This window comes from Pseudomonas fontis, from assembly GCF_028656955.1.
Classification (GTDB): Bacteria; Pseudomonadota; Gammaproteobacteria; order Pseudomonadales; family Pseudomonadaceae; genus Aquipseudomonas; species Aquipseudomonas fontis.
In genome coordinates, this window is the sequence record NZ_JAMDGY010000089.1 from 18,289 (window position 1) to 40,315 (window position 22,027).

At 62.8% G+C, this 22,027-nt stretch carries 14 protein-coding genes and 1 tRNA gene; 8 read left to right on the forward strand and 7 right to left on the reverse strand.

The genetic code is table 11. The features are described 5' to 3' along the window. Positions 1-39: 39 nt before the first annotated feature. Positions 40-3,747, reverse strand: a complete 3,708-nt coding sequence (metH, locus tag M5G11_RS23005; protein WP_273913585.1) for a methionine synthase — start codon at positions 3,745-3,747, stop codon at positions 40-42. A gap of 157 nt (positions 3,748-3,904) precedes the next feature. On the opposite strand from metH, the gene M5G11_RS23010 reads away from it, so the two are divergent. Continuing rightward, a complete protein-coding gene (locus M5G11_RS23010; protein ID WP_273913586.1) occupies positions 3,905-6,205 on the forward strand; it encodes a fatty acid cis/trans isomerase in 2,301 nt (766 codons plus the stop codon). Between the two features lie 80 nt (positions 6,206-6,285). After that, on the forward strand, positions 6,286-6,870 hold the full coding sequence (nfuA, locus tag M5G11_RS23015; protein WP_273913587.1) for a Fe-S biogenesis protein NfuA: 585 nt from the start codon (positions 6,286-6,288) through the stop codon (positions 6,868-6,870). A 135-nt stretch (positions 6,871-7,005) separates the two neighbouring features. Here the strand turns inward: nfuA and ampC are convergent, their stop codons facing one another. Next, positions 7,006-8,145 (reverse strand): class C beta-lactamase, encoded by a 1,140-nt coding sequence (gene ampC, locus M5G11_RS23020; RefSeq protein ID WP_273913588.1) that lies wholly within the window; start codon positions 8,143-8,145, stop codon positions 7,006-7,008. Positions 8,146-8,481: 336 nt separating this feature from the next. Here ampC and M5G11_RS23025 point away from each other — a divergent pair, with 336 nt between their 5' ends. From M5G11_RS23025 to M5G11_RS23035, 3 genes are all read left to right on the forward strand, one after another. Next, complete coding sequence (locus M5G11_RS23025) at positions 8,482-9,108, forward strand: response regulator transcription factor (RefSeq protein WP_273913589.1); 627 nt, start codon at positions 8,482-8,484, stop codon at positions 9,106-9,108. An 8-nt stretch (positions 9,109-9,116) separates the two neighbouring features. Next, on the forward strand, positions 9,117-12,383 hold the full coding sequence (locus tag M5G11_RS23030; protein WP_273913590.1) for a transporter substrate-binding domain-containing protein: 3,267 nt from the start codon (positions 9,117-9,119) through the stop codon (positions 12,381-12,383). Between the two features lie 149 nt (positions 12,384-12,532). Continuing rightward, positions 12,533-15,031, forward strand: coding sequence for an autotransporter outer membrane beta-barrel domain-containing protein (locus M5G11_RS23035; protein ID WP_273925381.1), 2,499 nt, complete (start codon positions 12,533-12,535; stop codon positions 15,029-15,031). A gap of 141 nt (positions 15,032-15,172) precedes the next feature. On the opposite strand, the gene M5G11_RS23040 is transcribed toward M5G11_RS23035, so the two are convergent. Further along, positions 15,173-15,247, reverse strand: a tRNA-Gln gene (locus M5G11_RS23040). Positions 15,248-15,460: 213 nt separating this feature from the next. On the opposite strand from M5G11_RS23040, the gene M5G11_RS23045 reads away from it, so the two are divergent. Continuing rightward, entirely contained in the window at positions 15,461-16,819 is a 1,359-nt protein-coding gene (locus tag M5G11_RS23045) for a D-serine ammonia-lyase (protein WP_273913592.1), read from the forward strand. An 18-nt stretch (positions 16,820-16,837) separates the two neighbouring features. Next, on the forward strand, positions 16,838-17,782 hold the full coding sequence (dsdC, locus tag M5G11_RS23050) for a DNA-binding transcriptional regulator DsdC (protein ID WP_273913593.1): 945 nt from the start codon (positions 16,838-16,840) through the stop codon (positions 17,780-17,782). Here the strand turns inward: dsdC and yghX are convergent. Genes yghX through M5G11_RS23070 form a run of 4 tightly spaced genes read right to left on the reverse strand, consistent with a single transcriptional unit; the run spans position 17,779 to position 20,790 of the window. Continuing rightward, a complete protein-coding gene (yghX, locus tag M5G11_RS23055) occupies positions 17,779-18,666 on the reverse strand; it encodes a YghX family hydrolase (RefSeq protein ID WP_273913594.1) in 888 nt (295 codons plus the stop codon). The genes dsdC and yghX overlap by 4 nt on opposite strands. Then, positions 18,654-19,469, reverse strand: coding sequence for a substrate-binding periplasmic protein (locus tag M5G11_RS23060; RefSeq protein ID WP_273913595.1), 816 nt, complete (start codon positions 19,467-19,469; stop codon positions 18,654-18,656). The genes yghX and M5G11_RS23060 overlap by 13 nt, the downstream gene beginning before the upstream one ends. Before the next feature lie 52 nt (positions 19,470-19,521). Beyond that, a complete protein-coding gene (locus M5G11_RS23065) occupies positions 19,522-19,935 on the reverse strand; it encodes an LIC_13387 family protein (RefSeq protein WP_273913596.1) in 414 nt (137 codons plus the stop codon). A gap of 54 nt (positions 19,936-19,989) precedes the next feature. Beyond that, positions 19,990-20,790, reverse strand: a complete 801-nt coding sequence (locus M5G11_RS23070; RefSeq protein ID WP_273913597.1) for an AraC family transcriptional regulator — start codon at positions 20,788-20,790, stop codon at positions 19,990-19,992. An 85-nt stretch (positions 20,791-20,875) separates the two neighbouring features. Between M5G11_RS23070 and M5G11_RS23075 the strand changes: the two genes are divergently transcribed. Next, a complete protein-coding gene (locus tag M5G11_RS23075) occupies positions 20,876-21,835 on the forward strand; it encodes a bile acid:sodium symporter family protein (RefSeq protein WP_273913598.1) in 960 nt (319 codons plus the stop codon). Positions 21,836-22,027 lie beyond the last annotated feature (192 nt).

The window sequence follows — 22,027 nt, forward strand, 5'->3', positions numbered from 1 at the left end:
TGTGGGAGCCGGCCTTGCCGGCGATGATGTCAGCTCAGATCAGTTGTCATACCCAAGGTTGGGTGCCAGCCAGCGCTCGCTCACGGCCAGGTCCTGGCCCTTGCGCTCGGTGTAGCTGAGCACCTGGTCCTTGTCGACCTTGCCCACGGCAAAGTACTGCGCCTGCGGATGGGCAAAGTACCAACCACTGACCGCCGCCGCCGGGAACATCGCGTAGTGCTCGGTGAGCATCACGCCACTGGCGCCATACTCACCGATCGCCGTGCCATCAAGCAGCTCGAACAACGTGCCTTTCTCGGTATGGTCCGGGCAAGCCGGGTAGCCCGGGGCAGGGCGGATACCGGCATATTGCTCCTTGATCAGCGCCTCGTTGTCCAGGTGCTCATCCTTCGCATAACCCCAATAATCCTTACGCACCTGCGCGTGCAGCCACTCGGCACACGCCTCGGCCAAACGGTCGGCCAGCGCCTTGACCATGATCGAGCTGTAGTCGTCGCCCTTGTCCTGGTAGGCCTTGGCCACTTCCTCGGCACCGATGCCGGCCGTGGTGATGAACCCGCCGACATAGTCGGTCACGCCGCTGTCCTTCGGCGCGACAAAATCGGCCAGGGAGAAGTTCGGCTTGTTGTCCGGCTTGATGGTCTGCTGGCGCAGGTGATGCAAACGCGCCAACGGCTGGCCGTCGTCGCCATACACCTCGATGTCGTCATGCGCCACCTGGTTGGCCGGCCAGAAGCCGAACACCGCGCGGGCGCTGATCAGCTTCTCGTCGATCAGCTTGGCAAGCATTTCCTGGGCATCGGCGAACAGCGAAGTGGCCGCTTCACCCACCACTTCATCGGTGAGAATGCGCGGGTATTTGCCGGCCAGGTCCCAGGAAATGAAGAACGGCGTCCAGTCGATGTACTCGGCCAGCACCTTGAGGTCGATGTTCTCCAGCACCTTGGCCCCGGTAAAACTCGGCACCACTGGCTGGTAACCCGTCCAGTCGTACTTGGGCTTGGCCGCAATCGACTGGGCATAGGTCAGGCGCTCGGTGCGCGCGCTGCGGTTGGCCGTGCGCTCGCGCACCTCGATGTAGTCCAGGCGGGTCTTCTCGACGAAACCGGCTTTCAGCTCCTTGGACAGCAGCTGCGTCGCCACACCCACCGCACGCGAGGCGTCAGTGACGTAGACCACCGCATCGTTGCTGTACTTGGGCTCGATCTTCACCGCCGTGTGGGCCTTGGAGGTGGTCGCGCCGCCGATCATCAGCGGCAGGTGGAAGTCCTGGCGCTGCATCTCGCGGGCTACGTGGACCATCTCGTCCAGCGACGGGGTAATCAGCCCGGACAGGCCGATGATGTCGCATTTCTGCTCACGTGCCACATGCAGGATCTTCTCGGCCGGGACCATCACGCCCAGGTCGACGATGTCGTAGCCATTGCAGCCCAGTACCACGCCGACGATGTTCTTGCCGATGTCATGCACGTCGCCTTTCACCGTGGCCATGAGGATCTTGCCCTTGGCTTCCGGCTTGTCACCTTTCTCTTCTTCGATGAACGGGATCAGGTGGGCCACGGCCTGCTTCATCACCCGCGCCGACTTGACCACCTGGGGCAGGAACATCTTGCCCGCACCGAACAGGTCGCCAACGATGTTCATGCCGCTCATCAGCGGGCCTTCGATCACTTCGATCGGGCGCGCGCATTGCTGGCGGAACAGCTCGGTGTCTTCGACGATGAAGGCGGTAATGCCCTTGACCAGCGCGTGCTCCAGGCGTTTGCCGACCGGCAGCGAGCGCCACTCTTCGTTCTCGACTTCCTTGATCGCGCCGCCACCCTTGTAGTCGTCGGCAATCGCCAGCAGGGCGTCGGTACCTTCCGGGGTGCGGTTGAGCACCACGTCTTCGACCCGCTCACGCAGCGCCGGTGGGATCTCGTCGTAGATCTCCAGCTGGCCGGCGTTGACGATGCCCATGGTCAGGCCATTCTGGATCGCGTGGTAGAGGAACACCGAGTGGATCGCCTCACGCACCGGGTTGTTGCCACGGAACGAGAACGACACGTTGGACACGCCACCCGAGGTGAGCGCGTAGGGCAGGTGGTCGCGGATGTAGGCGCAGGCTTCGATGAAGTCCACGGCATAGTTGTTGTGCTCTTCGATGCCGGTGGCCACGGCGAAGATGTTCGGGTCGAAGATGATGTCTTCGGCCGGGAAGCCGACTTCGTTGACCAGGATGTCGTAGCTGCGCTTGCAGATCTCGCGCTTGCGCGCGGCGGTGTCGGCCTGGCCGACTTCGTCGAAGGCCATCACTACCACGGCGGCGCCGTAGCGCTTGCACAACTTGGCGTGATGCTTGAAGGCCTCGACGCCTTCCTTCATCGAGATCGAGTTGACGATGCCCTTGCCCTGGATGCACTTCAGGCCTGCCTCGATCACTTCCCACTTGGAGGAGTCGATCATGATCGGCACGCGGGAGATGTCCGGCTCACCGGCGATCAGGTTGAGGAACTTGACCATGGCCGCCTGGGAATCGAGCATCCCTTCGTCCATGTTGATGTCGATCACCTGGGCGCCGGCCTCGACCTGCTGCAGGGCGACTTCGAGGGCCTCGGTGTAGTTCTCTTCACGGATCAGCCGGGCGAACTTGGCGGAACCGGTGATGTTGGTACGCTCGCCGACGTTCACGAACAGCGAGTTGCGGTCGATGGTGAAGGGTTCCAGGCCCGACAGGCGGCAAGCCTTGGGGATCTCTGGAATCACCCGCGGCGGGTACTTGGCCACGGCTTCGGCAATCGCCTGGATATGCCCGGGGGTGGTGCCGCAGCAACCGCCGATGATGTTGAGGAAGCCGCTGGCAGCGAACTCCTCGACCACCACGGCCATCTCGGCCGGGGTTTCGTCGTATTCACCGAAGGCGTTCGGCAAGCCGGCGTTCGGGTGCGCCGAAACGTGGGTGCCGGCCTTGGTCGAGAGCTCTTCCAGGTACGGGCGCAGGTCCTTGGCACCCAGGGCGCAGTTCAGCCCGACGGAGATCGGATTGGCGTGGCGCACCGAGTTCCAGAACGCCTCGGTGGTCTGCCCGGAGAGGGTCCGGCCGGAGGCGTCGGTGATGGTGCCGGAGATCATGATCGGCAGTTCGACGCCGTCGTCCTCGAACACCTGCTGCACGGCAAAGATCGCCGCCTTGGCGTTGAGGGTGTCGAAGATGGTTTCGATCAGGATCAGGTCGGCGCCGCCGGCGATCAAGCCACGGGTGGCCTCGACGTAGTTTTCCACCAGCAGGTCGAAGGTGACGTTGCGATAACCCGGGTCGTTGACGTCAGGGGAGATCGAGCAGGTCCGGCTGGTAGGGCCCAGCACGCCGGCGACGAAGCGCGGCTTGTGCGGGGTTTCCAGGGTCTTGGCGTCGGCCACCTGACGGGCGATGCGCGCGCCCTCAAGGTTCAGCTCGTAGGCCAGCGCTTCCATGCCGTAGTCGGCCTGGGAAATCTGCGTGGCGTTGAAGGTGTTGGTTTCGAGGATGTCGGCGCCGGCATCCAGGTAGGCTTTCTCGATCGCGGCGATCACATCGGGGCGCGACAACAGCAGCAAATCGTTGTTGCCCTTGACGTCGCTTGGCCAATCGGCAAAGCGCGTGCCACGATAGTCGTGTTCCTCGAGGCGGTAGCTTTGGATCATAGTACCCATGCCGCCATCGAGAATCAGGATGCGCTCTTTGAGTGCGTGCTGAAGTGCTTGGGAACGAGCGCTGCGGTCGGACATTAAGGACTACCTGGTCGGGCAATTGCAAAAGTTGCGGAATCATAACAAAGTTGCGCGGTTTTAGACGTGCCGAGGATTTACATGAATTTCATTCATGTTGGTGTGTCGCCGCCACCGGTAGAATCGTGAAGCTTTCAACACCCAGGACATTTGGCACATGGTGCATCGTTTACTTGCCGGCGCGTTCGCCCTGCTCATCAGCGGCGTGGCGCTAGCGCAAGCCCCGCAATCGACCCCGACAATTTCCTATACCCGGGACATCCAGCCGATCTTTACCGAGAAGTGCGTAGCCTGCCACGCCTGTAACGACGCGGCCTGCCAGCTCAACCTGGGCAGCGCCGAAGGGGTTGCCCGTGGCGCCTCGAAAGTCCCGGTGTACCAGGGCGACCGCAGCACGGCGGTGGCACCGACGCGGCTGTTCTACGACGCCAACAGCACCGAGGCCTGGCAGCGCAAGGGCTTCTATTCGGTGCTGGACAACCAGGGCAGCCAGGCGGCACTGATGGCGCGCATGCTCGAGCTGGGCCACAAGGCCCCGCTGACGCCCAATGCCAAGCTGCCCGAAGAGATCGTCCTGGGGTTGAACCGCGCCAACATGTGCCCGCTGCCCGGCGAATTCGACGGTTATGCCGGCGCCCACCCCAAGGAGGGCATGCCGCTGGCCGTGACCGGCCTCACCGACGCCGAGTATCAGACCCTGCAGCGCTGGCTGGCCGCCGGTGCCCCGGTGGAGAGCAACCCGATCCAGGCGAGCGCCGGCGAAGCTGCGCAGATCACTGAGTGGGAAAACCTGCTCAACCGCCCGGGCTCATCCGAGGCCCTGGTAGCTCGTTGGCTGTATGAGCACCTGTTCCTGGCGCACATCCATTTCGTGGGTGGCGAGCCGGGGCACTTCTTCCAGTGGGTGCGCTCGCGCACACCGAGTGGCCAGCCGATTGACCTGATCGCCACGCGCCGGCCCAACGATCCGCCGGGTACCGACTTCTACTATCGGTTGATGCCCGTGCAGGGCGTGATCGTGCACAAGACCCACATTACCTACCCAATGGGCCCACATAAGCTCAAGCGCGTGAAGCAGCTGTTCTACAGCGGCGACTGGCACGCCTCGGCGTTGCCGGGCTACGGCCCGCGTCACCGCGCCAACCCGTTCGAGACCTTCGAGGCGATCCCGGCGGTGGCCCGTTACCAGTTCATGCTGGATAACGCCGAATACTTCGTGCGCACCTTTATTCGCGGCCCGGTGTGCCGTGGCCAGATCGCCACGGACGTGATCCGCGACAACTTCTGGGCGATGTTCCAGGAGCCAGCCCATGATCGCTACCTGACCGATGCCGAATACCGTGGCAAGGCCACGCCGCTGCTGGCGATGCCGGGGCAGATCGACGATGTCGGCAGCATCCTGACCCTGTGGCATACCTACCGCGACAAGCGCAACGAATACGAGGCGTTGCGCCGCGATGCCTATGCTGATGCGCCGCCGCCGAGCTGGTCGACCCTGTGGGCCGGCAATGACAACGCCTTGCTGAGCATCTTCCGCCACTTCGACAGCGCCTCGGTGACCAAGGGCCTGATCGGTGACGTGCCACAGACCCTGTGGCTGTTCGACTACCCGCTGCTGGAGCGCACCTATTACCAGCTGGCGGTGAACTTCGATGTGTATGGCAACGTCTCGCACCAGGCCCAGACCCGCTTGTACTTCGACCTGATCCGCAATGGCGCAGAGGTCAACTTCCTGCGCCTGATGCCGGCCGACGAGCGCGGCAAGATCCTCAGCGACTGGTACCAGAACAGCGGCAAGGTGAAAATGTGGATGGACTACGAGGACATCGACACCGATACCCCGAGCGCCCTGAAACTCGACCGTCACCATGCGCAGCGCGACTTCGGCCTCAAGCTGATCCAGCGCACCGGCAGTCTCAACGCTTCGCCAGACCCGATCAACCGTTGCACCGGCGCGTATTGCTCGCGCCCGCAGATGAGCGAGGCGTTCCGTGACGTCGAGCAGTCCCTGAGCCGCCTGGCGTCGCGCCCGGCCGCGGGCCTGAAGGTGATCGACCAGTTGCCGGAAGCGACCATGCTGCGCATCGAAGGGCCGGGCGGTGAACGTCAGGTCTACAGCATGTTGCGCAACCGCGCGCACAGCAACGTCGCCTTCATGCTGGGCGAGGCCTACCGCTACCAGCCGGGCCTGGACACCCTGACCATCTACCCGGGGGTGCTCAGCAGCTACCCGAACTTCATGTTCAACATCCCGGTGGCCGACGTGCCGGAGTTCGTCGAGGACATGGAAGCGGCGCGCGATGACCCCGCCAGGTTCGAGCGCATCGTCATGCGCTGGGGCGTGCGCCGCAGCCACCCGCAGTTCTGGCAGTACTTCCATGACCTGAGCACTTACATTCAGGAGACCGACCCGGTCGAGGCCGGCGTGCTGGACATGAACCGCTACGAGAACCTGTAGGCTTTCCCGACAAAATTACTAGGACTTTGTTCAGCGGCCAGGTTGGCGTAAACTGGCCGACAAGTCTGTGAGGAACTTCCATGAGCGCCATAACTATTACCGACGCCGCGCATGATTACCTGGCTGATCTGCTGTCCAAGCAGAACACAGCGGGTATTGGCATTCGCATCTTTATCACCCAGCCGGGCACCCAGTACGCAGAGACGTGCATTGCCTATTGCAAGCCGGGTGAAGAAAAACCTGAAGACACCGCGCTGGGCCTGGCGAGCTTCACCGCCTACCTGGATGCGGTCAGCGTGCCGTTTCTTGAGGACGCCGTGGTCGACTACGCCACGGACCGCATGGGTGGCCAGTTGACCATCAAGGCGCCAAACGCCAAGGTGCCGATGGTCAACGATGAAAGCCCGGTCAACGAGCGCATCAATTACTACCTGCAAACCGAGATCAACCCGGGGCTGGCCAGCCACGGCGGCCAGGTCAGCCTGATTGAAGTGGTCGAAGACGGCATTGCCGTGCTGCAATTCGGTGGTGGCTGCCAGGGTTGTGGCCAGGCCGACGTGACCTTGCGCGAAGGCATCGAGCGGACCTTGCTCGAGCGCATTCCAGAGCTCAAGGGCGTACGCGACGTGACCGACCACTCGCAAAAAGAGAACGCCTACTACTAACACGGGCGTTCATCTGCTTTTGTGGGAGCCGGCATTGCCGGCGATTGAGCGCCTCGCGCTCACCGATTCATCATGGCCTTGCCGGCCTCATCGCCGGCAAGGCTGGCTCCCACAGAGGCAGTGCTGGCGAAATCGTCAGGGCTTTTCTGCTGCACTCAAGATCTCATGCGCCAAGCGTACCCGTTGTTCATTCGGGTAATTGCTATTGGCCAGTAACACAACTCCCATCCGCTTCGCCGGTACAAAGGCCACGTACGCACCAAACCCATTGGTTGCGCCGGTCTTGTTGATCCAAACGTCCTGACGCGGTGCCATAGGCGGTGTTAACGCCGTCACCGGGTGGCTTTGCAGTGCCCAGCTGTTGCCATTGCCGTCTATCAGCGTTTGCAGCGCAACCGGGTAGCTGTACTGCTCCCAGACCAGGTCCTGGACCATGGCCCCGGTATTGAAATACCCGGTATGCGTGGTGTTGACTGCGCTCGCCAGGGCCTTGTCAGCCAGTGGTGCCCCCAGGTTCACCTCAACGAAATGCAGCAGGTCGCGCACACTGGTTTTCACCCCGTAGGCTTCATCCGCCAGCACGCCAGGGCTCACCCGTACCGCCGCACCAGCCTTGTCATAGCCCCAGGCATAACTGGCCTGTTTGTCCGCCGGTACACGAATGAACGTGTTGTTCAGGCCCAACCGCGGGAACACCTGCTGCTCCATCAGCAGCTGGAATGGCGTGTCCAGCGCCTTGGCGGCAATCACCGCGAGCATGCCGATGCTCGGGTTGGCATAGGTGCGGTAGGTGCCGGTCGGGTAGGTGGGTTTCCAGGCCTTGAGGTAATCCATCAGTTGAGCGTGGTTTTGCACCGCGTCGGGCACCTGCAGGGGGAACCCGCCGCTGGTGTGGGTCGCCAGATTCAGCAGGCGCACGTCACCGAACGGGCGGCCCTGCAACTCGGGCAAGTAGCGTGCCACCGGGGCTTGCAGATCCAACTTGCCGTTGGCCTGGGCGTAGGCGGCAAGGGTGGCGGTGAAGGTCTTGCTGATCGAGCCGATTTCGAACAGCGTGTCGGCGGTGACCGCTTGCCCGCTGGCCTGGTCGGCGTGACCGAAGGTGTACAAGTGCTGCTGCCCGTCGACGATCACCCCTACCGCCAGGCCGGGAATGTGTTGCTCGGCCATGAGCTTGCGCGCCGCTGCATTCACCACGCTATCAAGGTCTGCGGCCGTGGCATATGAGCTGAAGGCAAGCAGGGCGGAAGAGGCGTACAGGCCGAACGGGTGCATAAGGCGTCTCACGGAATTCAAGTGGGCAAACGCTACCACCTCAACCGTGTGGACTCAAAATCGGATCAGCCGGGCACGGCGCGTTTTTAGTCAGTTCATCTTGGGAAGTTTCCTACGTTTCGCTAGGAAACAGGCGTTAGTTTCTCCGCGATAAAACCGTCAGAATTCGCCGCCGAGCACCGGCATCGCTGTCATTCGCCGTGCGCGTCCACTGAGCGCCACACGGCGCGACAGGCGCAGGCACCCGCCATCTATACTTCATGCACCGGTGATGCCTGAGTCATTCGTCATGCCCTATGACTGCGTGCAGCCCGCGCAGCCCCATTCGAGGTTCTCATGCAAAAGGCCCTGGTCGTGGATGATCATCCGTTCATTCGGGCAAGCGTAAAGCTGCTGTTGATACAAGAACACCTGCACGTCGTCGGCGAAACCGACAATGGCATCGACGCGGTGCACCTGGCGCGCACGCTGTTGCCGGACCTGATGGTGCTGGACATTGGTATCCCGGGCCTGGATGGCCTTGAGGTCATCGGCCGCCTGAGCACCCTCAAACCCCGCCCCAGGGTGCTGGTGCTGACCTCGCAATCTGCGCGCTACTACGCGCGCCGCTGCATGAATGCCGGCGCAGCAGGGTTCGTGAGCAAGAGCAATGACCTTGAGGATGTGCGCAAGGCGGTTCAGGCGGTACAGTCGGGCTATCACTATTTCCCCAGCGAAGCCGTCAGCACGGTAAGGCGCAGCGAGGCCAACGCCAGTGAGGCCGAGCGTATCGACAGTCTGTCCGACCGCGAGCTGATGATCCTCCAGCACCTGGTTACCGGCCTGAGCAACAAGGAAATCGGCGATGTCCTGTCGTTGAGCAACAAGACCATCAGCACCTACAAGGCCCGCCTGGTCGAGAAACTCAAGGTACAAAGCGTGATCGACATGGCCGACCTGGCCCGCCGCAACCAGCTGTTCTGAACCAGGCCATGAACGCCGTACTCGTGCGTACCTGCCTCTGCGTGCTCTTGAGCCTGGCTTGCCTGGCACCTGCCTGGGGTGGGGGCGAGCCGCTGCAGCTGCTCGGGCGATCCACGGTCAGTGGCTATGCGTTATCGCTGACACCGGCCGAGCGTGACTATCTGCAGGCGCACCTGCCGCTGCGCCTGGGCACCTCGGCGCCGGACTATCCGCCGCTGGATATCGTCACCACCGGGCATGACTACGAAGGCTTGAGCGCCGACTATATGGCGTTGATTGCGCAATTGTTGCAGGTCCGGGTACAGGTGCTGCGCTACCCGGACCGCGCGGCCGCCATCGCCGCGCTCAAGGCCGGCGAGATCGACGTGCTGGCATCCGCCAATGCCTTCGAGGCCAAGGACAATGCACTGAGCTTGTCGGCACCCTATGCCAACGATCAGCCGATGCTGACCACGCGCTTCGGGGAAAACCTGCCCAGTGCCGACCTGGCCGGCAAGAAGATCGCCATGATGTACCACTACCTGCCGCCAGAGCTGGTGCGTCGCTTCTATCCCAAGGCCCAGTTGCTGCTGTACCCCTCGTCGCTGGACGGCATCAGCGCGCTGGCGTTCGGTCAGGCCGATGTCTACCTGGGCAACGCCATCGGCGCCAACTACCTGGTCAATACCAGCCACCTGGACAACGTCCAACTGGCCAACTTCGCCAGCATGGAGGTGGCCAACTTCTCCTTTGCCCTGAACCGGGGCAGCCAGCCCTTGCGCGGCCTGATCGATCGGGCGCTGAAGAGCATCCCGGCCAGCGAGCAGTTGATCATCCTGCGCCGCTGGAGTGCCGGGGGCATGAGCATTCCAGGTGAGCACCGCCTGCAACTGAGCGCCTCGGAGCAGCTCTGGGTGCATGGCCATCCCAGGGTCAAGGTGCTGGTCAACGACAACTTCCTGCCGTTTACCTTCTTCAATGAACAAGGGCAGTTTCGCGGCATCAGTGCCGACTTGCTGGACATCGTCAGCTTGCGCACCGGGCTGGAGTTCGACGTGCAGCGGGGCGGCTCGGTGCAGCAGATCGCCGACCAGGTGCAGCAGGGCAATGCCGACATGCTCGCCGCCTTCATCCCCAGTGCCGGGCGCCAGCCGCGCCTGAGCTTTACCCGTGCCTACTTCACCAACTCCTTTGTACTGGTCACGCGGATCTCCGACCGTCACTGGCGCTCACTGGATGAGCTGCGCGGCCAGGGGGTAGCGTTGATCAGCGGCAACTTCCCCAGCGACTACCTGAAGCAGCAGTACCCCGACATTCGTATCGTCGACGCGCGGGACTCGGTGGATGCCTTGGCCCAGGTTGCCGAAGGCCGGGTCAGCGGGGCAATCATTTCGCTGATCAGCGCCCGCTACATGATTTCCAACCTTTACCGCGATGCGCTGGAAATCAACTCCACGGTGGGCACCACGCCGGCGCAGGTGACCTTCGCCACGGCGCGAGGCTCGCCAGAGTTGTTGTCGATCCTGGACAAGGCGCTGCTAAGCATTCCCCCCGAGGAAATGACCAACCTGAGCAACCGCTGGCGCCGTGAGGTGCTGGTGGATGACAGCTACTGGCGCAAGCACCGCAACACGATCTTCCAGGGCTTCGCCGTGGCGGCTGTGCTGCTGGTATTGACGCTGGCGCGCCTGCACTTCCTGCGCAAGCAGGTCCGTGAGCGGCAACGCCTGGTGGCCGAGCTGCAAGTGGCGAAGGATCAAGCCGATGCCGCCAGCCGGGCGAAAACCACCTTCCTGGCGACCATGAGCCACGAGATCCGTACGCCGATGAATGCCCTGATCGGCATGCTCGAGTTGGCCAAGAAGCGTGCCGACGAAGGTGTGGTCGACCATTTCTCGATGGACGTGGCGGCCGGTGCCGCGCAGGACCTGCTGCACCTGATCGGCGATATCCTCGACATTGCCCGGATCGAGTCCGGGCACCTGTCGCTGATGCCCGAGCGGGCCAACCTGCGCGAGCTGTTGGAGTCATCCGTGCGAGTGTTCGAAGGGCTGGCGCGGCAGAAGGGGCTGTACCTGCACCTGGCGTTTGCCAGTGAGGTGGAGCGCGAGGTGACGGTCGATCAACTGCGCTTCAAGCAAGTTCTGTCGAACCTGATCGGCAATGCCATCAAGTTCACCCCTCAGGGTGGCGTGCAGGTCAGCGTGCACGGGGGCGTCAGTGCCGACACGGGCATGCTGCGCTTGCACGTGCTAGTAACGGACACCGGCGAGGGCATTAGCGAGGCCGATCAACAGCGCTTGTTCACGCCCTTCACCCAGGCCAGTGGCAACCGCCAGTCACCGCGCAGTGGTACGGGGCTGGGCCTGGCGATCAGTCGCACACTATGCGAAATGATGGGTGGGCAGCTCAGCCTGAGCAGCGAGCTGGGGCGCGGAACGCAGGTGGAGGTAAGCCTGACCTTGCCGCTGGCCCCGGCGCAGGCGTCGATAGTGCCCTCGGAGCAGTCAGTCGCCGCAAGCTGCCTGAATATCCTGATTGTCGATGACCACCCGGCCAATCGCACGCTGCTGACCCAGCAACTGACTTATCTGGGGCACCGCGTGGTGATGGCCGAGGACGGTGCCAGCGGCTTGCAGGCCTGGCGCAAGGGTGGCTTCGACGTGGTGATTACCGACTGCAACATGCCGGTAATGGATGGCTATGCCCTTGGCCGGGCGATCCGCCAGGCCGAGTCAGCCAGCACCGAGCCCGCGTGCCTGCTGCTGGGCTTGTCGGCCAATGCCCAGGTCGAGGAACGTGAGCGCTGCCTGGCTGCGGGCATGGACGATTGCCTGTTCAAACCGATCAGCCTCAAGGGTCTGGGTGATCGACTGGCAGGGGCCTCGTCGGAAATATCAGCCTGGGCCGTGGATGCGCAACAGCCTGTTTCGCCCTCCACGATCAACCTGAGCCATATCGAGAAGCTGACCCAGGGGCATCGGGAAACCACGTTGATGCTGCTGGACGATCTGGACAAGGGCAATCGCGAAGACCTCGAACGTCTCGACCTGAACCTGGCCACCCGCAACCTGCGTGCCCTGGCCGACCTTGGCCATCGGGTGCGCGGCGCCGCGCGCGTCGTCGAGGCGCACTCGCTGGTGCTGGCCTGCGAGGCGCTGGAGCGTGCCTGCAAGCAGGGCTCGGAGCCGGCGAACCTGGTGCAATTGGTGGCGCAGATGCGCACGGCCATGGAGCAATTGGGTGAGGCCATCGCGGTATACCGTCAAGAGGATGATGTCGATTCGTCGCCGTAGGAAAAGGACTACAACTCAAGAGGAAACAGGCTAGCGTCAGGCTGCTTTCAGCTCCACACAATGCGCGCAGGAAGTCCACCTACAAGCCACCCCGGCCCCGCTTTGCGGGGCCGTTCTTTATGCCTGGGCGCAGGTAACCGGAGTTTTTAATGAAATGTAGATTCAAGGGGCAAATCAAGCCGATCAACCTGCTGATTGCTGCACTCATGATCCAGGCGGGGGTGGCGCATGCGGCCGATCTGGTCGTGGGCAGTGGCGAACATCAGGACGTTTCCGGGGTCTTGGGGGCTGCTAAGGTCGAAAATGGCGGGCAGCTCACTGCCCACGACGCGCAGTTCGAACAACAGGTCTGGGTCACTGGCACGGATAGCGTGTTCTCGGTCACGGACAGTGTTCTGCAAGGTGAAGACTCTCACTTGCTCAAGGTAGAAGAGGGGGCACAGGTACAGCTGAATGCGACTGATCTCTCCCTGATGGCAAACGTTGCTACAGAGGAGGACGGCTCCAATGCCACGGCCATTGCGATTCTGTCCGGCGGTTCGGTGAAGATGAATGGAGGGGTCATCACGAGCAATGTGGACGGAATCAACGCCAACGCTGCCACATTCGATTTGAATGGCATGCAGATGCACCTTTCTGGCGAAGGCGCCTATGGCGTCTGGAGCTTGAATGGTGCATCGGGCTCGATGCGGGATTCGCAGGTCATCAGTGCCGGCAACTTTGCCGTAGGGGTGTCAGTTACCGGCCCTGTCTCTAGTGTCTTTTTGGACAACAGCTCGATCAACATGGCTGGGGAAAGTGCACACGCACTGCAACTGGCCAATGGTGGTGATATTACCGTGCAGGGCGGGACGATCAACGTCTCCGGCAGCAACGGCATGGTGCTCTCGGCATCGGCCGGCAACCTGTCGGCCCAGGGCAACCTGACCCTGACGGACGCGCGGGTACACAGCGCTGATGGCGCCGTGCTGAACAACCGAGGTAGCCGACTGGACGTGGAGTTGAACAACACCAGCGCCAGTTCGGGACGGGGGGTGTTGCTCAATGCCATTGCCGGTTCCTCCACCCACGGTGCGCTCACCCGCCTTGGTCTGACGAACAGTCAGGTGGCCGGCGACATCAACAGCGATGCACTCAGCACGACCGATGTCAGTCTTGCCGGGGGCAGCGTACTGACGGGTGCCATTCGTAATGGCAATGATGTGTCGGTGGACGACTCAAGCCAGTGGCTGTTGAGCGACAGCTCCTCGGTCAACTCCCTGAGTAACTTCGGCACGCTGGCCTTTGCTCCGACAACGGGCTTCAAGCAGTTACTGGTGCAGGGCGACCTGAGTGGTGATGGTCGTTTTCTGATGAATACCGACCTGGCGTCCGGGTTGGGCGATTTACTGGTCATCCAGGGCCAGACGCTGGGTAACTCGACGCTGTTGGTTGCCGATACCGGGTATGAGCCCGCTGCGGCTGAAGGGCGTTTGATGCTGGTGGATGGCAATGGTGGCCCTGGTGGCTTCACCCTGCTAGGCGGGTCGGTTGATGCCGGGGCGTTTCGCTATGTGTTGGCGCAAGACGGTGATGATTGGGTATTGATCAACAAAGCCAGTGCGCCCGAGCCTGAAACTCCAGAGGTTCCAGAGGTTCCAGAGGTTCCAGAGGTTCCAGAGATTCCAGAGGTTCTAGAAGTAGTGGACCCCGACCCTGAGCCGTCAGTACCTGTTGTCGTGGCACCGCAGCCGGCTGCCCTGAGCAAAGGCGCCAATGCTGCCGTCGCGCAGCAAACCGCCCGCGCGGCATTGTGGAGTGCCGAGACCGCCAGCCTTGGCCAGCACATGAGTGATCTGCGCTTGAGTAAGGGTGCCGGGGTGTGGGTCAAGAGCACCCAGCAGCACCAGCAGTTCGACCCCTCGACCAGCCGCGCATTCGAGCAGACCCTCAAGGGTGTGCAGGTTGGCGCCGACAAAGCCATCAGCTATGACGGCGGTACGCTGTACGTCGGCGGCCTGATCGGCATAGGCGAGTCACGCCAGCAGTTCGGTGAAGGCACCAAGGGCACCGTCGACAGTCGCACCTTGGGCGTCTATGGCGCCTGGCTGGATGCCAGCGGCCTGTATGTCGGGGCGCAGTTCAAGTACAGCCGTTTTGATAACCGCGTGGAGGTGCTCGATAATCTGGGGGGTAAAAGCACCGGCCGATTCAACAACGACGCCTATGGTGCCAGCGTGGAGGTGGGCAAGCGCTTTGAGTTGGACCATGGGTGGTTCGTCGAACCGCAAATACAGGTGTCTGCCGGGCGGATCAAGGGCGGCAATTACACCCAGGATAATGGCTTGCAGGTGCAGGCCGGGGCGGTTGATACCTTGCAGAGTCGGGTCGGGGCGATGGTCGGGACGCAGGTGTCACTGGGCGCGGGCGTTACCTTGCAGCCGTATGTGAAGGCCGGCTGGGTCAGCGAGCATGCTGGCGATGCGCGGGTACGGGTGAATGGCCATAAGCTCAAGGCCGCGTTGCCAGGTGATCGGGCCGAAGTTGGAATTGGCGGTGTGCTGAACCTTGGTGACAAGCACCAGGTATCGCTGCAGGCAGACTATGCCGATGGCCAGGGGATCAAGCAGCCTTGGGCGGTAACGGTGGGGTATCGCTTCGAGATGTAGGCCGACGCTGTAGCCGCTGCCGATAGGCTGCGCTGGAGTCCGCAAGGGCTCCCAAAGGCGGCGCCTGCGTTGCAGGCGAGCGCAGCCTGACGGCAGCGGCTACAGGCAACGTTTTGAAATTGGGAATTTGCAGAAAAAAAATGGCAGGGGCGGCTGGATTCGAACCAACGCATGGCAGGATCAAAACCTGCTGCCTTACCGCTTGGCGACGCCCCTGTTACTGTGAGTGTCCACTGAGGGACACTGCGAAAGTGGGCGCAAATTTACCAACCTTTTCCCCGTTTGGGAACCCCAAGGCGAATAAAAAATTAATAAAAACAGCCATGTACAGGTGATTTGCGGTCATCCATCGGCTGAAAAATCATCCTTTGTCTTCCCGCTGCGCGATAACGCTTAATAGCCGCACCGTCTTCCCACCCGGAACAGCCCATGATCCTCGACCGTCCACTCGACAGCTGGCTGCACAGCCACCCCTTGATCGCCGAGCTGATCGGCCTGCAACCGCTCAGCTGGTTCAACCCGGGCATTGCCCCGGCGGCACAGGCCCTGGGCGATGTACCGTTGAGCCTGGGCGACGTGGACGATGCCAGCGCACGCCTGGAACGCTTTGCCAGCTTCATCCAGTCAGCCTTTCCCGAAACCCGGCCAACGGCCGGGATCATCGAATCGCCATTGATCCCGCTGCGCGCTTTGCACGCCGTGCTCTGCGCTGAGCACCAGGTGCCCGCGCAAGGCACGCTGTGGCTCAAGGCCGACAACCTGCTGCCGATCTCCGGGTCGATCAAGGCCCGTGGCGGTATCTATGAAGTGCTCAAGCATGCCGAAGACCTGGCACTGGCCTCGGGCCTGATCCTGCCCGGCGAACCCTACAGCCAGCTCGACAGCGATGAAGCGCGGGCCTTCTTTGGCCAGTACAGCATTGCCGTCGGTTCCACCGGCAACCTGGGCCTGTCCATCGGCATCATCAGTGCACGCCTGGGCTTCAAGGCGACCGTGCACATGTCCGCCGATGCCCGGCAATGGAAAAAGGACCGCCTGCGTCGCTGCGGAGTGACGGTGATCGAATACGCCTCGGACTACAGCGTGGCGGTGGAGCAGGGCCGCGAACAGGCAGCGGCCGACCCGATGTGCCATTTTGTCGATGACGAAAATTCGCTCAACCTGTTCCTTGGCTATGCCGTGGCGGCGCGCCGGCTGCAATGGCAATTGCACGCCGCGGGCATTGTGGTGGACGAGCAACACCCGCTGTTCGTCTACCTGCCGTGCGGCGTGGGCGGTGGGCCTGGCGGCGTGGCCTTTGGCTTGAAGCAGGTGTTCGGCGACGCCGTGCATTGCCTGTTCGCCGAGCCGACGCATTCGCCGTGCATGCTGCTGGGGGTGTACACCGGCTTGCACGACGGGGTGAGCGTCTACGATTTCGGCATCGACAATGTCACCGCCGCCGACGGTCTGGCAGTGGGCCGACCCTCCGGGTTTGTCGGGCGTGCCATGCAGCGCCTGATCGATGGCTATTACACCGTCAGCGATGCAGACCTTTACCGAGGGCTGGCCCAGCTGGAGGCCTGCGAAGGCTTGCGCCTGGAGCCTTCCGCCCTGGCAGGCCTGCCGGGGTACCTGCGGGTGTTGCAGGAACACCAGGGCTATCGCCAGCGTCTGGGCCTGGATGAGGCGCGCATGGCCCGCGCCACCCACCTCATGTGGGGCACCGGGGGCAGCATGGTGCCGGATGAAGAAATGGACGCCTACCTTGCCCAGGGCCGTACACTGCTGGGCAACCGTCCGACCTAGACCGAGGGCCCTGGTGCCGTGCTCAACCTGCCACCCCGACTGAGCGCCCAGCTCAACAGCGCGCAGTTCGCCAACCTGCACACCTTCCTGGTGGCGGCGCGGCACCTGAGTTTTGCCCTGGCGGCCGAAGAGCTATGCCTGACCGCCAGTGCCGTCAGCCATCGCATCGCCCGGCTGGAGCGCGCCCTGGGGTTGCGCCTGTTCGAACGCCTGACCCGCCGCCTGCGCCTCACGGCTGAGGGCGAGCGGATGTTCGCGATTCTGCAGGGCACCATGGAGCAGCTGTCCGAGGCCCTGCAACCGTCGGCGCAAGACACCCCGGCGGGGCCAGTGGCGCTGTTTGCCCGGCCTTCACTGGCACAGTGCTGGCTGGTGCCGCAGTTGGCGGATTTTCATCAGCGCTACCCCGACATCGCCCTCGACCTGCGGGTGGGCAATGGCGCCATCGATTTTCGCACGCAGGGCATCGACCTGGCCCTACTGTATGCCGATGGCGATTTTCCCGGGCTGGTCAGCCGCAAATTGATGAGCGAGCGCATCGCCCCGGTGTGCAGCCCGCAGTACGCCGAACGCAACGGGCTGTTCGACGCGCCGGAAAACCTGCGCCACTGCACCTTGCTGCATGACGCACTGGCCTGGGAGAACGCGCAGTACGATGCCGAATGGCAGCTCTGGGCCCGCCAGCAGGGCCTGCTTGAACAGTTGCCACCGCGTGGGCTGAGTTTTGACCGTTCGGACCTGTGCGTCACGGCGGCGATCCATCATGCCGGTGTTGCCATGGGCCGCCAACGCCTGGTGCAGGGGCCTCTCGAGCGCGGTGAACTGATCGCGCCGCTGGGCGGCTTTACCCAGCCGGGGCGCCATGACTACTACCTGGTAAACCCGCCGCGTGAGGCGGTACCGCGACGGCTACAGGTGCTGATCGACTGGTTGCAGGCGATCAGCCCGGCAAGCGCTGACTAGACCAGATAGCGCTGGAACCACGCCAGGGTTCGTTCCCAGGCCAGGGTTGCGGCAGCCTCGTCGTAGCGTGGTGTCGAATCGTTGTGGAAACCATGGTTGGCGCCCGGGTAGAAATGTACTTCGTAGATCTTGCCGGCCGCCTTCAAGGCTTTCTCATAGGCCGGCCAGCCTTCGTTGATGCGTGTATCCAGCTCGCCATAGTGCAGCAGCAAGGGGGCCTTGATGCGCGCTACGTCCTTGGCGTCGGCCTGACGGCCATAGAAGGGCACGGCGGCCGCCAATTCCGGATAGGCGACGGCCGCCGCATTGGCTACGCCACCGCCATAGCAGAAACCGGTGATGCCGACCTTGCCGGTGGTGGCGTCGTGCTGGGTCAGCCATTCGAAAGCGGCGAAGAAGTCGTTCATCAGTTTTTGCGGGTCGACGCTCTGTTGCAGCTCGCGGCCCTTGTCATCGTTGCCGGGGTAGCCGCCCAGCGAGCTCAGGCCATCAGGGGCCAAAGCGACGAAACCGGCCTTGGCCAAGCGCCGCGTGACATCCTCGATGTAGGGGTTCAGGCCACGGTTCTCGTGCACCACCACCACGCCGGGCACCTTGCCCACGGCTTTTGCCGGGCGCACCAGGTAGGCGCGTACCTGGCCATGGCCGTTGGGTGAGGGGTAGGTGACGTACTCGCCGATGATGTCCGGGTCGGTGAATTCGACCTGCTCGGCCAGCGCGTAGTTGGGGCTCAGTGATGCCAGCAGGGCGCCAGCGGTCAGGCCACATACGGTGAATGCCGCCGCACGGTCGAGGAACTCGCGACGGTTGATGATGCCGTGGGCGTAGTAGTCGTACAGTTCGAGCAGTTCGGGGGCAAAGTCTTTGGCGGTCAGTCGTTGCATGGAGAGTTGCCTCGGTGGCTGACAGGGCACCGGCAAGGATAGCTGGCATGTGCCTGGTCAAGCACATAGTTCGGCATCGACTTGCCACCTAGCCAGCGTCGTTCCAGCGCTGCGAGCCGGCCTTCCTTTTTCATCGCATCAAGGGCTTGTTGCCAGCGTTGCACCAGCAGCTTGTCGGTTTGCAGGGAAAAGACGATGTAGTTGCCTTGCTTCATCAGCGGCAGCTGCAGGCGCAACTGGCTGGGCGCCATATCGACCTCTTCGGTCAGCGCCTTGAGGCTGAGGCTGTCGATCACCACCAGGTCGGTGCGCCCCAGGCGCAGCAAGTTCATCATCTGCTCTGGAGTTTCGACGCCGTACAGGTTGGTCAGGCCCTGCTGCTTGAGGTACTCATAGGCCAGCCATTTGCGCGGCACGGCGATCCTGCCCACCGCGCCCGCTTCTTCCAGCGAGTGCAACTGACGCGCTTCACCCTTGGCCGAATACAGTGCCGACTCGACCTCCATCAACGGCCCGACCCATTGATATTGGTCTTCGCGCTCCGGCGTGCGCAGCACCGTGAACACCCCGAGGTTGGTGCGTTCGGTGGCCTCGCGCATAGCCCGCAGGAAAGGCACCTGGCGCACCTCGAGAACATCGCCGGCACGCAGCGCCAGTTCCTGCACCACATCCACGCCGAAACCGACCATCTGCTCGCCCTGCTGGTAGTGCAGGGGCGGGTGGTCATCGGTGAACATCAGTAGAGGTGTGGCAGTACAGGCCAGGCTGATCAGGCTCAGCAGGCATCCGGCAAGCAACTTCATGGGGCGCTCTCGATACAGGTGTCGGCAGGTCAGGTGTTGCTTGATGAGGGGTTCAACTCAGCGCAAGGCTTGCTCCGGTGAGGTACAGCACCAGCGCCAAGGCGATGCCGATCAGCGGGATCTTGAACCAGTAGCGGCGGGCGAGTACCAGCAGGCTGGCGAGGAACAGGCCGCCTGCGCTCAGCAGGAACGGGTCGCCGAGCAACATCGCGCCATGCACCATGGCCAGTTCGCCGAACACCAGGCCGAAGAGCATGGCGCCCAGGCTGTGGCTGGCATTGAAGCCGATCCAGGCGCGCCACATGCTGGTCTCGCGGGTGATGCGCGGGGCGACCTGCTGCATGTGCTGCGCCAGGGTCGGGTCGTGGGGGTGGAATTTGCGGGTGGTGAAGGTATAGATCAGGTGCAACGTACCGAGCGCGAAGACGATGACCGCGCTGGCAAGGATCAGGAGATGAGCTGACACGACAGGTCCTTTGTTGAGAAAACCACTCCATGGTGATGGCGCAATACTAGCAGGCTAATGCGGCGTGTGCAGGCGCAGGAATGCGCCGGGTGTGAGGCCGAACTGTTTGCCGAAGGCGGCAATGAAGGCGGGCAGCGATTCATAGCCACAGGCCAGGGCGACGTCGGTCACCCGTTCGCCGCGCTCCAGCGCCGGTAGCGCGCTGAGCAGGCGCATGCGCTGGCGCCAGGCACGGAAGGTCATGCCGGTTTCGTGGAGGAACAAACGGCTCAGGGTTTTCTCGGATACGCCGGCTTTCAGGCTCAGGTCAGTGAGGCTGGCGCTGTCGTCGGGGTGCTTGTACAGGCGCCGGCACAGGGTGCGCAGGCGGTTGTCGCGGGGCATGGGCAGGATCAGCTGTTCTTCGGCGGCAGCGCCCAGCTGGTCTACCAGTACCTCGACCAGACGGCCGTCGGCACTGTCGACGGCGTATTCCACGGGCAGCTCGCTGAAGCTGCGGATAAGCTCGCGCAGCAGCGGGTTGACACTGATCACCCGGCACGCCGAGGACGGCCAGATCATCACTTGCGGTTCGATGTACAGGCTGCGGATGCAGGTGGCCTGGGTGCAATTGACGCTGTGCGCCACACCGGCCGGAATCCACACGGCGCGCTGTGGCGGCACCACGTAGCGACCGGCGTCGGTCTGCACGTGCAATACGCCGTGGGTGGCATGCGATAGCTGGCCCCACGGGTGTCGGTGGCGGTAACCCAGGGCAACGTTCGGCAAGGCTTGGGCATGGCCATAGACAGGGCGGGGCAGGCGGGTCAGCTCGCTCAGTTGCAGGCTGGGCGGCGCGTTTTTTTGTCCTTTCATCGACACTGCTGGGCTTTTGTCGTTAGTCGGAAGTGAGGCAACACCTTATCGTCACCGGCCTCCCAACAACAAGCCGGAATGCGCGATGAAATACCTGCGGTTGCTGTTCGACAACTTTACCTTGGCTTTGCTCGGCGTGATCGCCATTGCCACCTTCCTGCCGTGCGAGGGTGTGGGGGCCGTGGTGTTTGAGTGGCTGACGCATCTGGCGATCGGGCTGTTGTTCTTCATGCATGGCGCCAAGTTGTCGCGTGAAGCGGTGGCGGCCGGGGCAGGGCACTGGCGCCTGCACCTGCTGGTGTTTGGCTGCACCTTCGTGATGTTTCCGCTGCTTGGCTGGTTGCTCAAGCCGCTGTTCCTGCCGTTGGTGGGGGATGAGTTGTACCTGGGCGTGCTGTACCTGTGTGCGTTGCCGGCCACCGTGCAATCGGCGATTGCCTTTACCTCGCTGGCGCGGGGCAATGTACCGGCGGCCATTTGTAGCGCGGCAGCATCCAGCTTGCTGGGGATCGTCTTGACGCCTTTGCTGGTGATGCTGCTGATGGGAGTGGAAGGCGACAGCGGTTCGAACCTTGAGGCGGTGTACAAGATCGTCTTGCAGTTGCTGGTGCCGTTCGTGGCCGGGCAATTGGCGCGACGCTGGATTGGCGAGTGGGTGGCGCGCAATGCGCGCTGGCTGAAAAGCGTGGACCAGGGGTCGATCCTGCTGGTGGTGTACACGGCGTTCAGTGACGCGGTGATCAGCGGGTTGTGGCACTCGGTGCCGTCGTCACGGCTGGTGGCGCTGGGGCTGGTGTGTTGCGTGCTGCTGGCGGTGGTGCTGGGGTGTACCCAAGGCCTGGGGCGATGGTTGGGGTTCGACCTGGAAGACCGCATCACCATTTTGTTCGGCGGCTCGAAAAAAAGCATGGCGACCGGGGTGCCGATGGCACAGGTGCTGTTTGCCGGCGGGGCGATTGGCGCGATGATTCTGCCGTTGATGATCTTTCATCAGATTCAGTTGATGGTGTGTGCGGTGTTGGCTCAGCGGTATGCCAATCGGTAAGGTCCGCATAGCTGGTGTGATTCTGTGTAGGAGCTGGCATGTGGGAGCGGGCTGGTCGCGCGATCGAGCGTGAAAGGCTCGTAAGCTTTTGGCTTTTTTGGCTTATCCGTTTGATTTTGTTGTTGATTTCCGGCCCCTTCCGCCCTTACGGCGGGTCACTTTTGACGGCGCAAAAGTAACCAAATGTATGGT

What these genes read in the sequence shown, in the direction of transcription:
- metH (WP_273913585.1), bottom strand. Translation starts at nt 3,747, where the DNA reads ATGTCCGACCGCAGCGCTCGTTCCCAAGCACTTCAGCACGCACTCAAA.
- M5G11_RS23010 (WP_273913586.1), top strand. Translation starts at nt 3,905, where the DNA reads ATGGTGCATCGTTTACTTGCCGGCGCGTTCGCCCTGCTCATCAGCGGC.
- nfuA (WP_273913587.1), top strand. Translation starts at nt 6,286, where the DNA reads ATGAGCGCCATAACTATTACCGACGCCGCGCATGATTACCTGGCTGAT.
- ampC (WP_273913588.1), bottom strand. Translation starts at nt 8,145, where the DNA reads ATGCACCCGTTCGGCCTGTACGCCTCTTCCGCCCTGCTTGCCTTCAGC.
- M5G11_RS23025 (WP_273913589.1), top strand. Translation starts at nt 8,482, where the DNA reads ATGCAAAAGGCCCTGGTCGTGGATGATCATCCGTTCATTCGGGCAAGC.
- M5G11_RS23030 (WP_273913590.1), top strand. Translation starts at nt 9,117, where the DNA reads ATGAACGCCGTACTCGTGCGTACCTGCCTCTGCGTGCTCTTGAGCCTG.
- M5G11_RS23035 (WP_273925381.1), top strand. Translation starts at nt 12,533, where the DNA reads ATGAAATGTAGATTCAAGGGGCAAATCAAGCCGATCAACCTGCTGATT.
- M5G11_RS23045 (WP_273913592.1), top strand. Translation starts at nt 15,461, where the DNA reads ATGATCCTCGACCGTCCACTCGACAGCTGGCTGCACAGCCACCCCTTG.
- yghX (WP_273913594.1), bottom strand. Translation starts at nt 18,666, where the DNA reads ATGCAACGACTGACCGCCAAAGACTTTGCCCCCGAACTGCTCGAACTG.
- M5G11_RS23060 (WP_273913595.1), bottom strand. Translation starts at nt 19,469, where the DNA reads ATGAAGTTGCTTGCCGGATGCCTGCTGAGCCTGATCAGCCTGGCCTGT.
- M5G11_RS23070 (WP_273913597.1), bottom strand. Translation starts at nt 20,790, where the DNA reads ATGAAAGGACAAAAAAACGCGCCGCCCAGCCTGCAACTGAGCGAGCTG.
- M5G11_RS23075 (WP_273913598.1), top strand. Translation starts at nt 20,876, where the DNA reads ATGAAATACCTGCGGTTGCTGTTCGACAACTTTACCTTGGCTTTGCTC.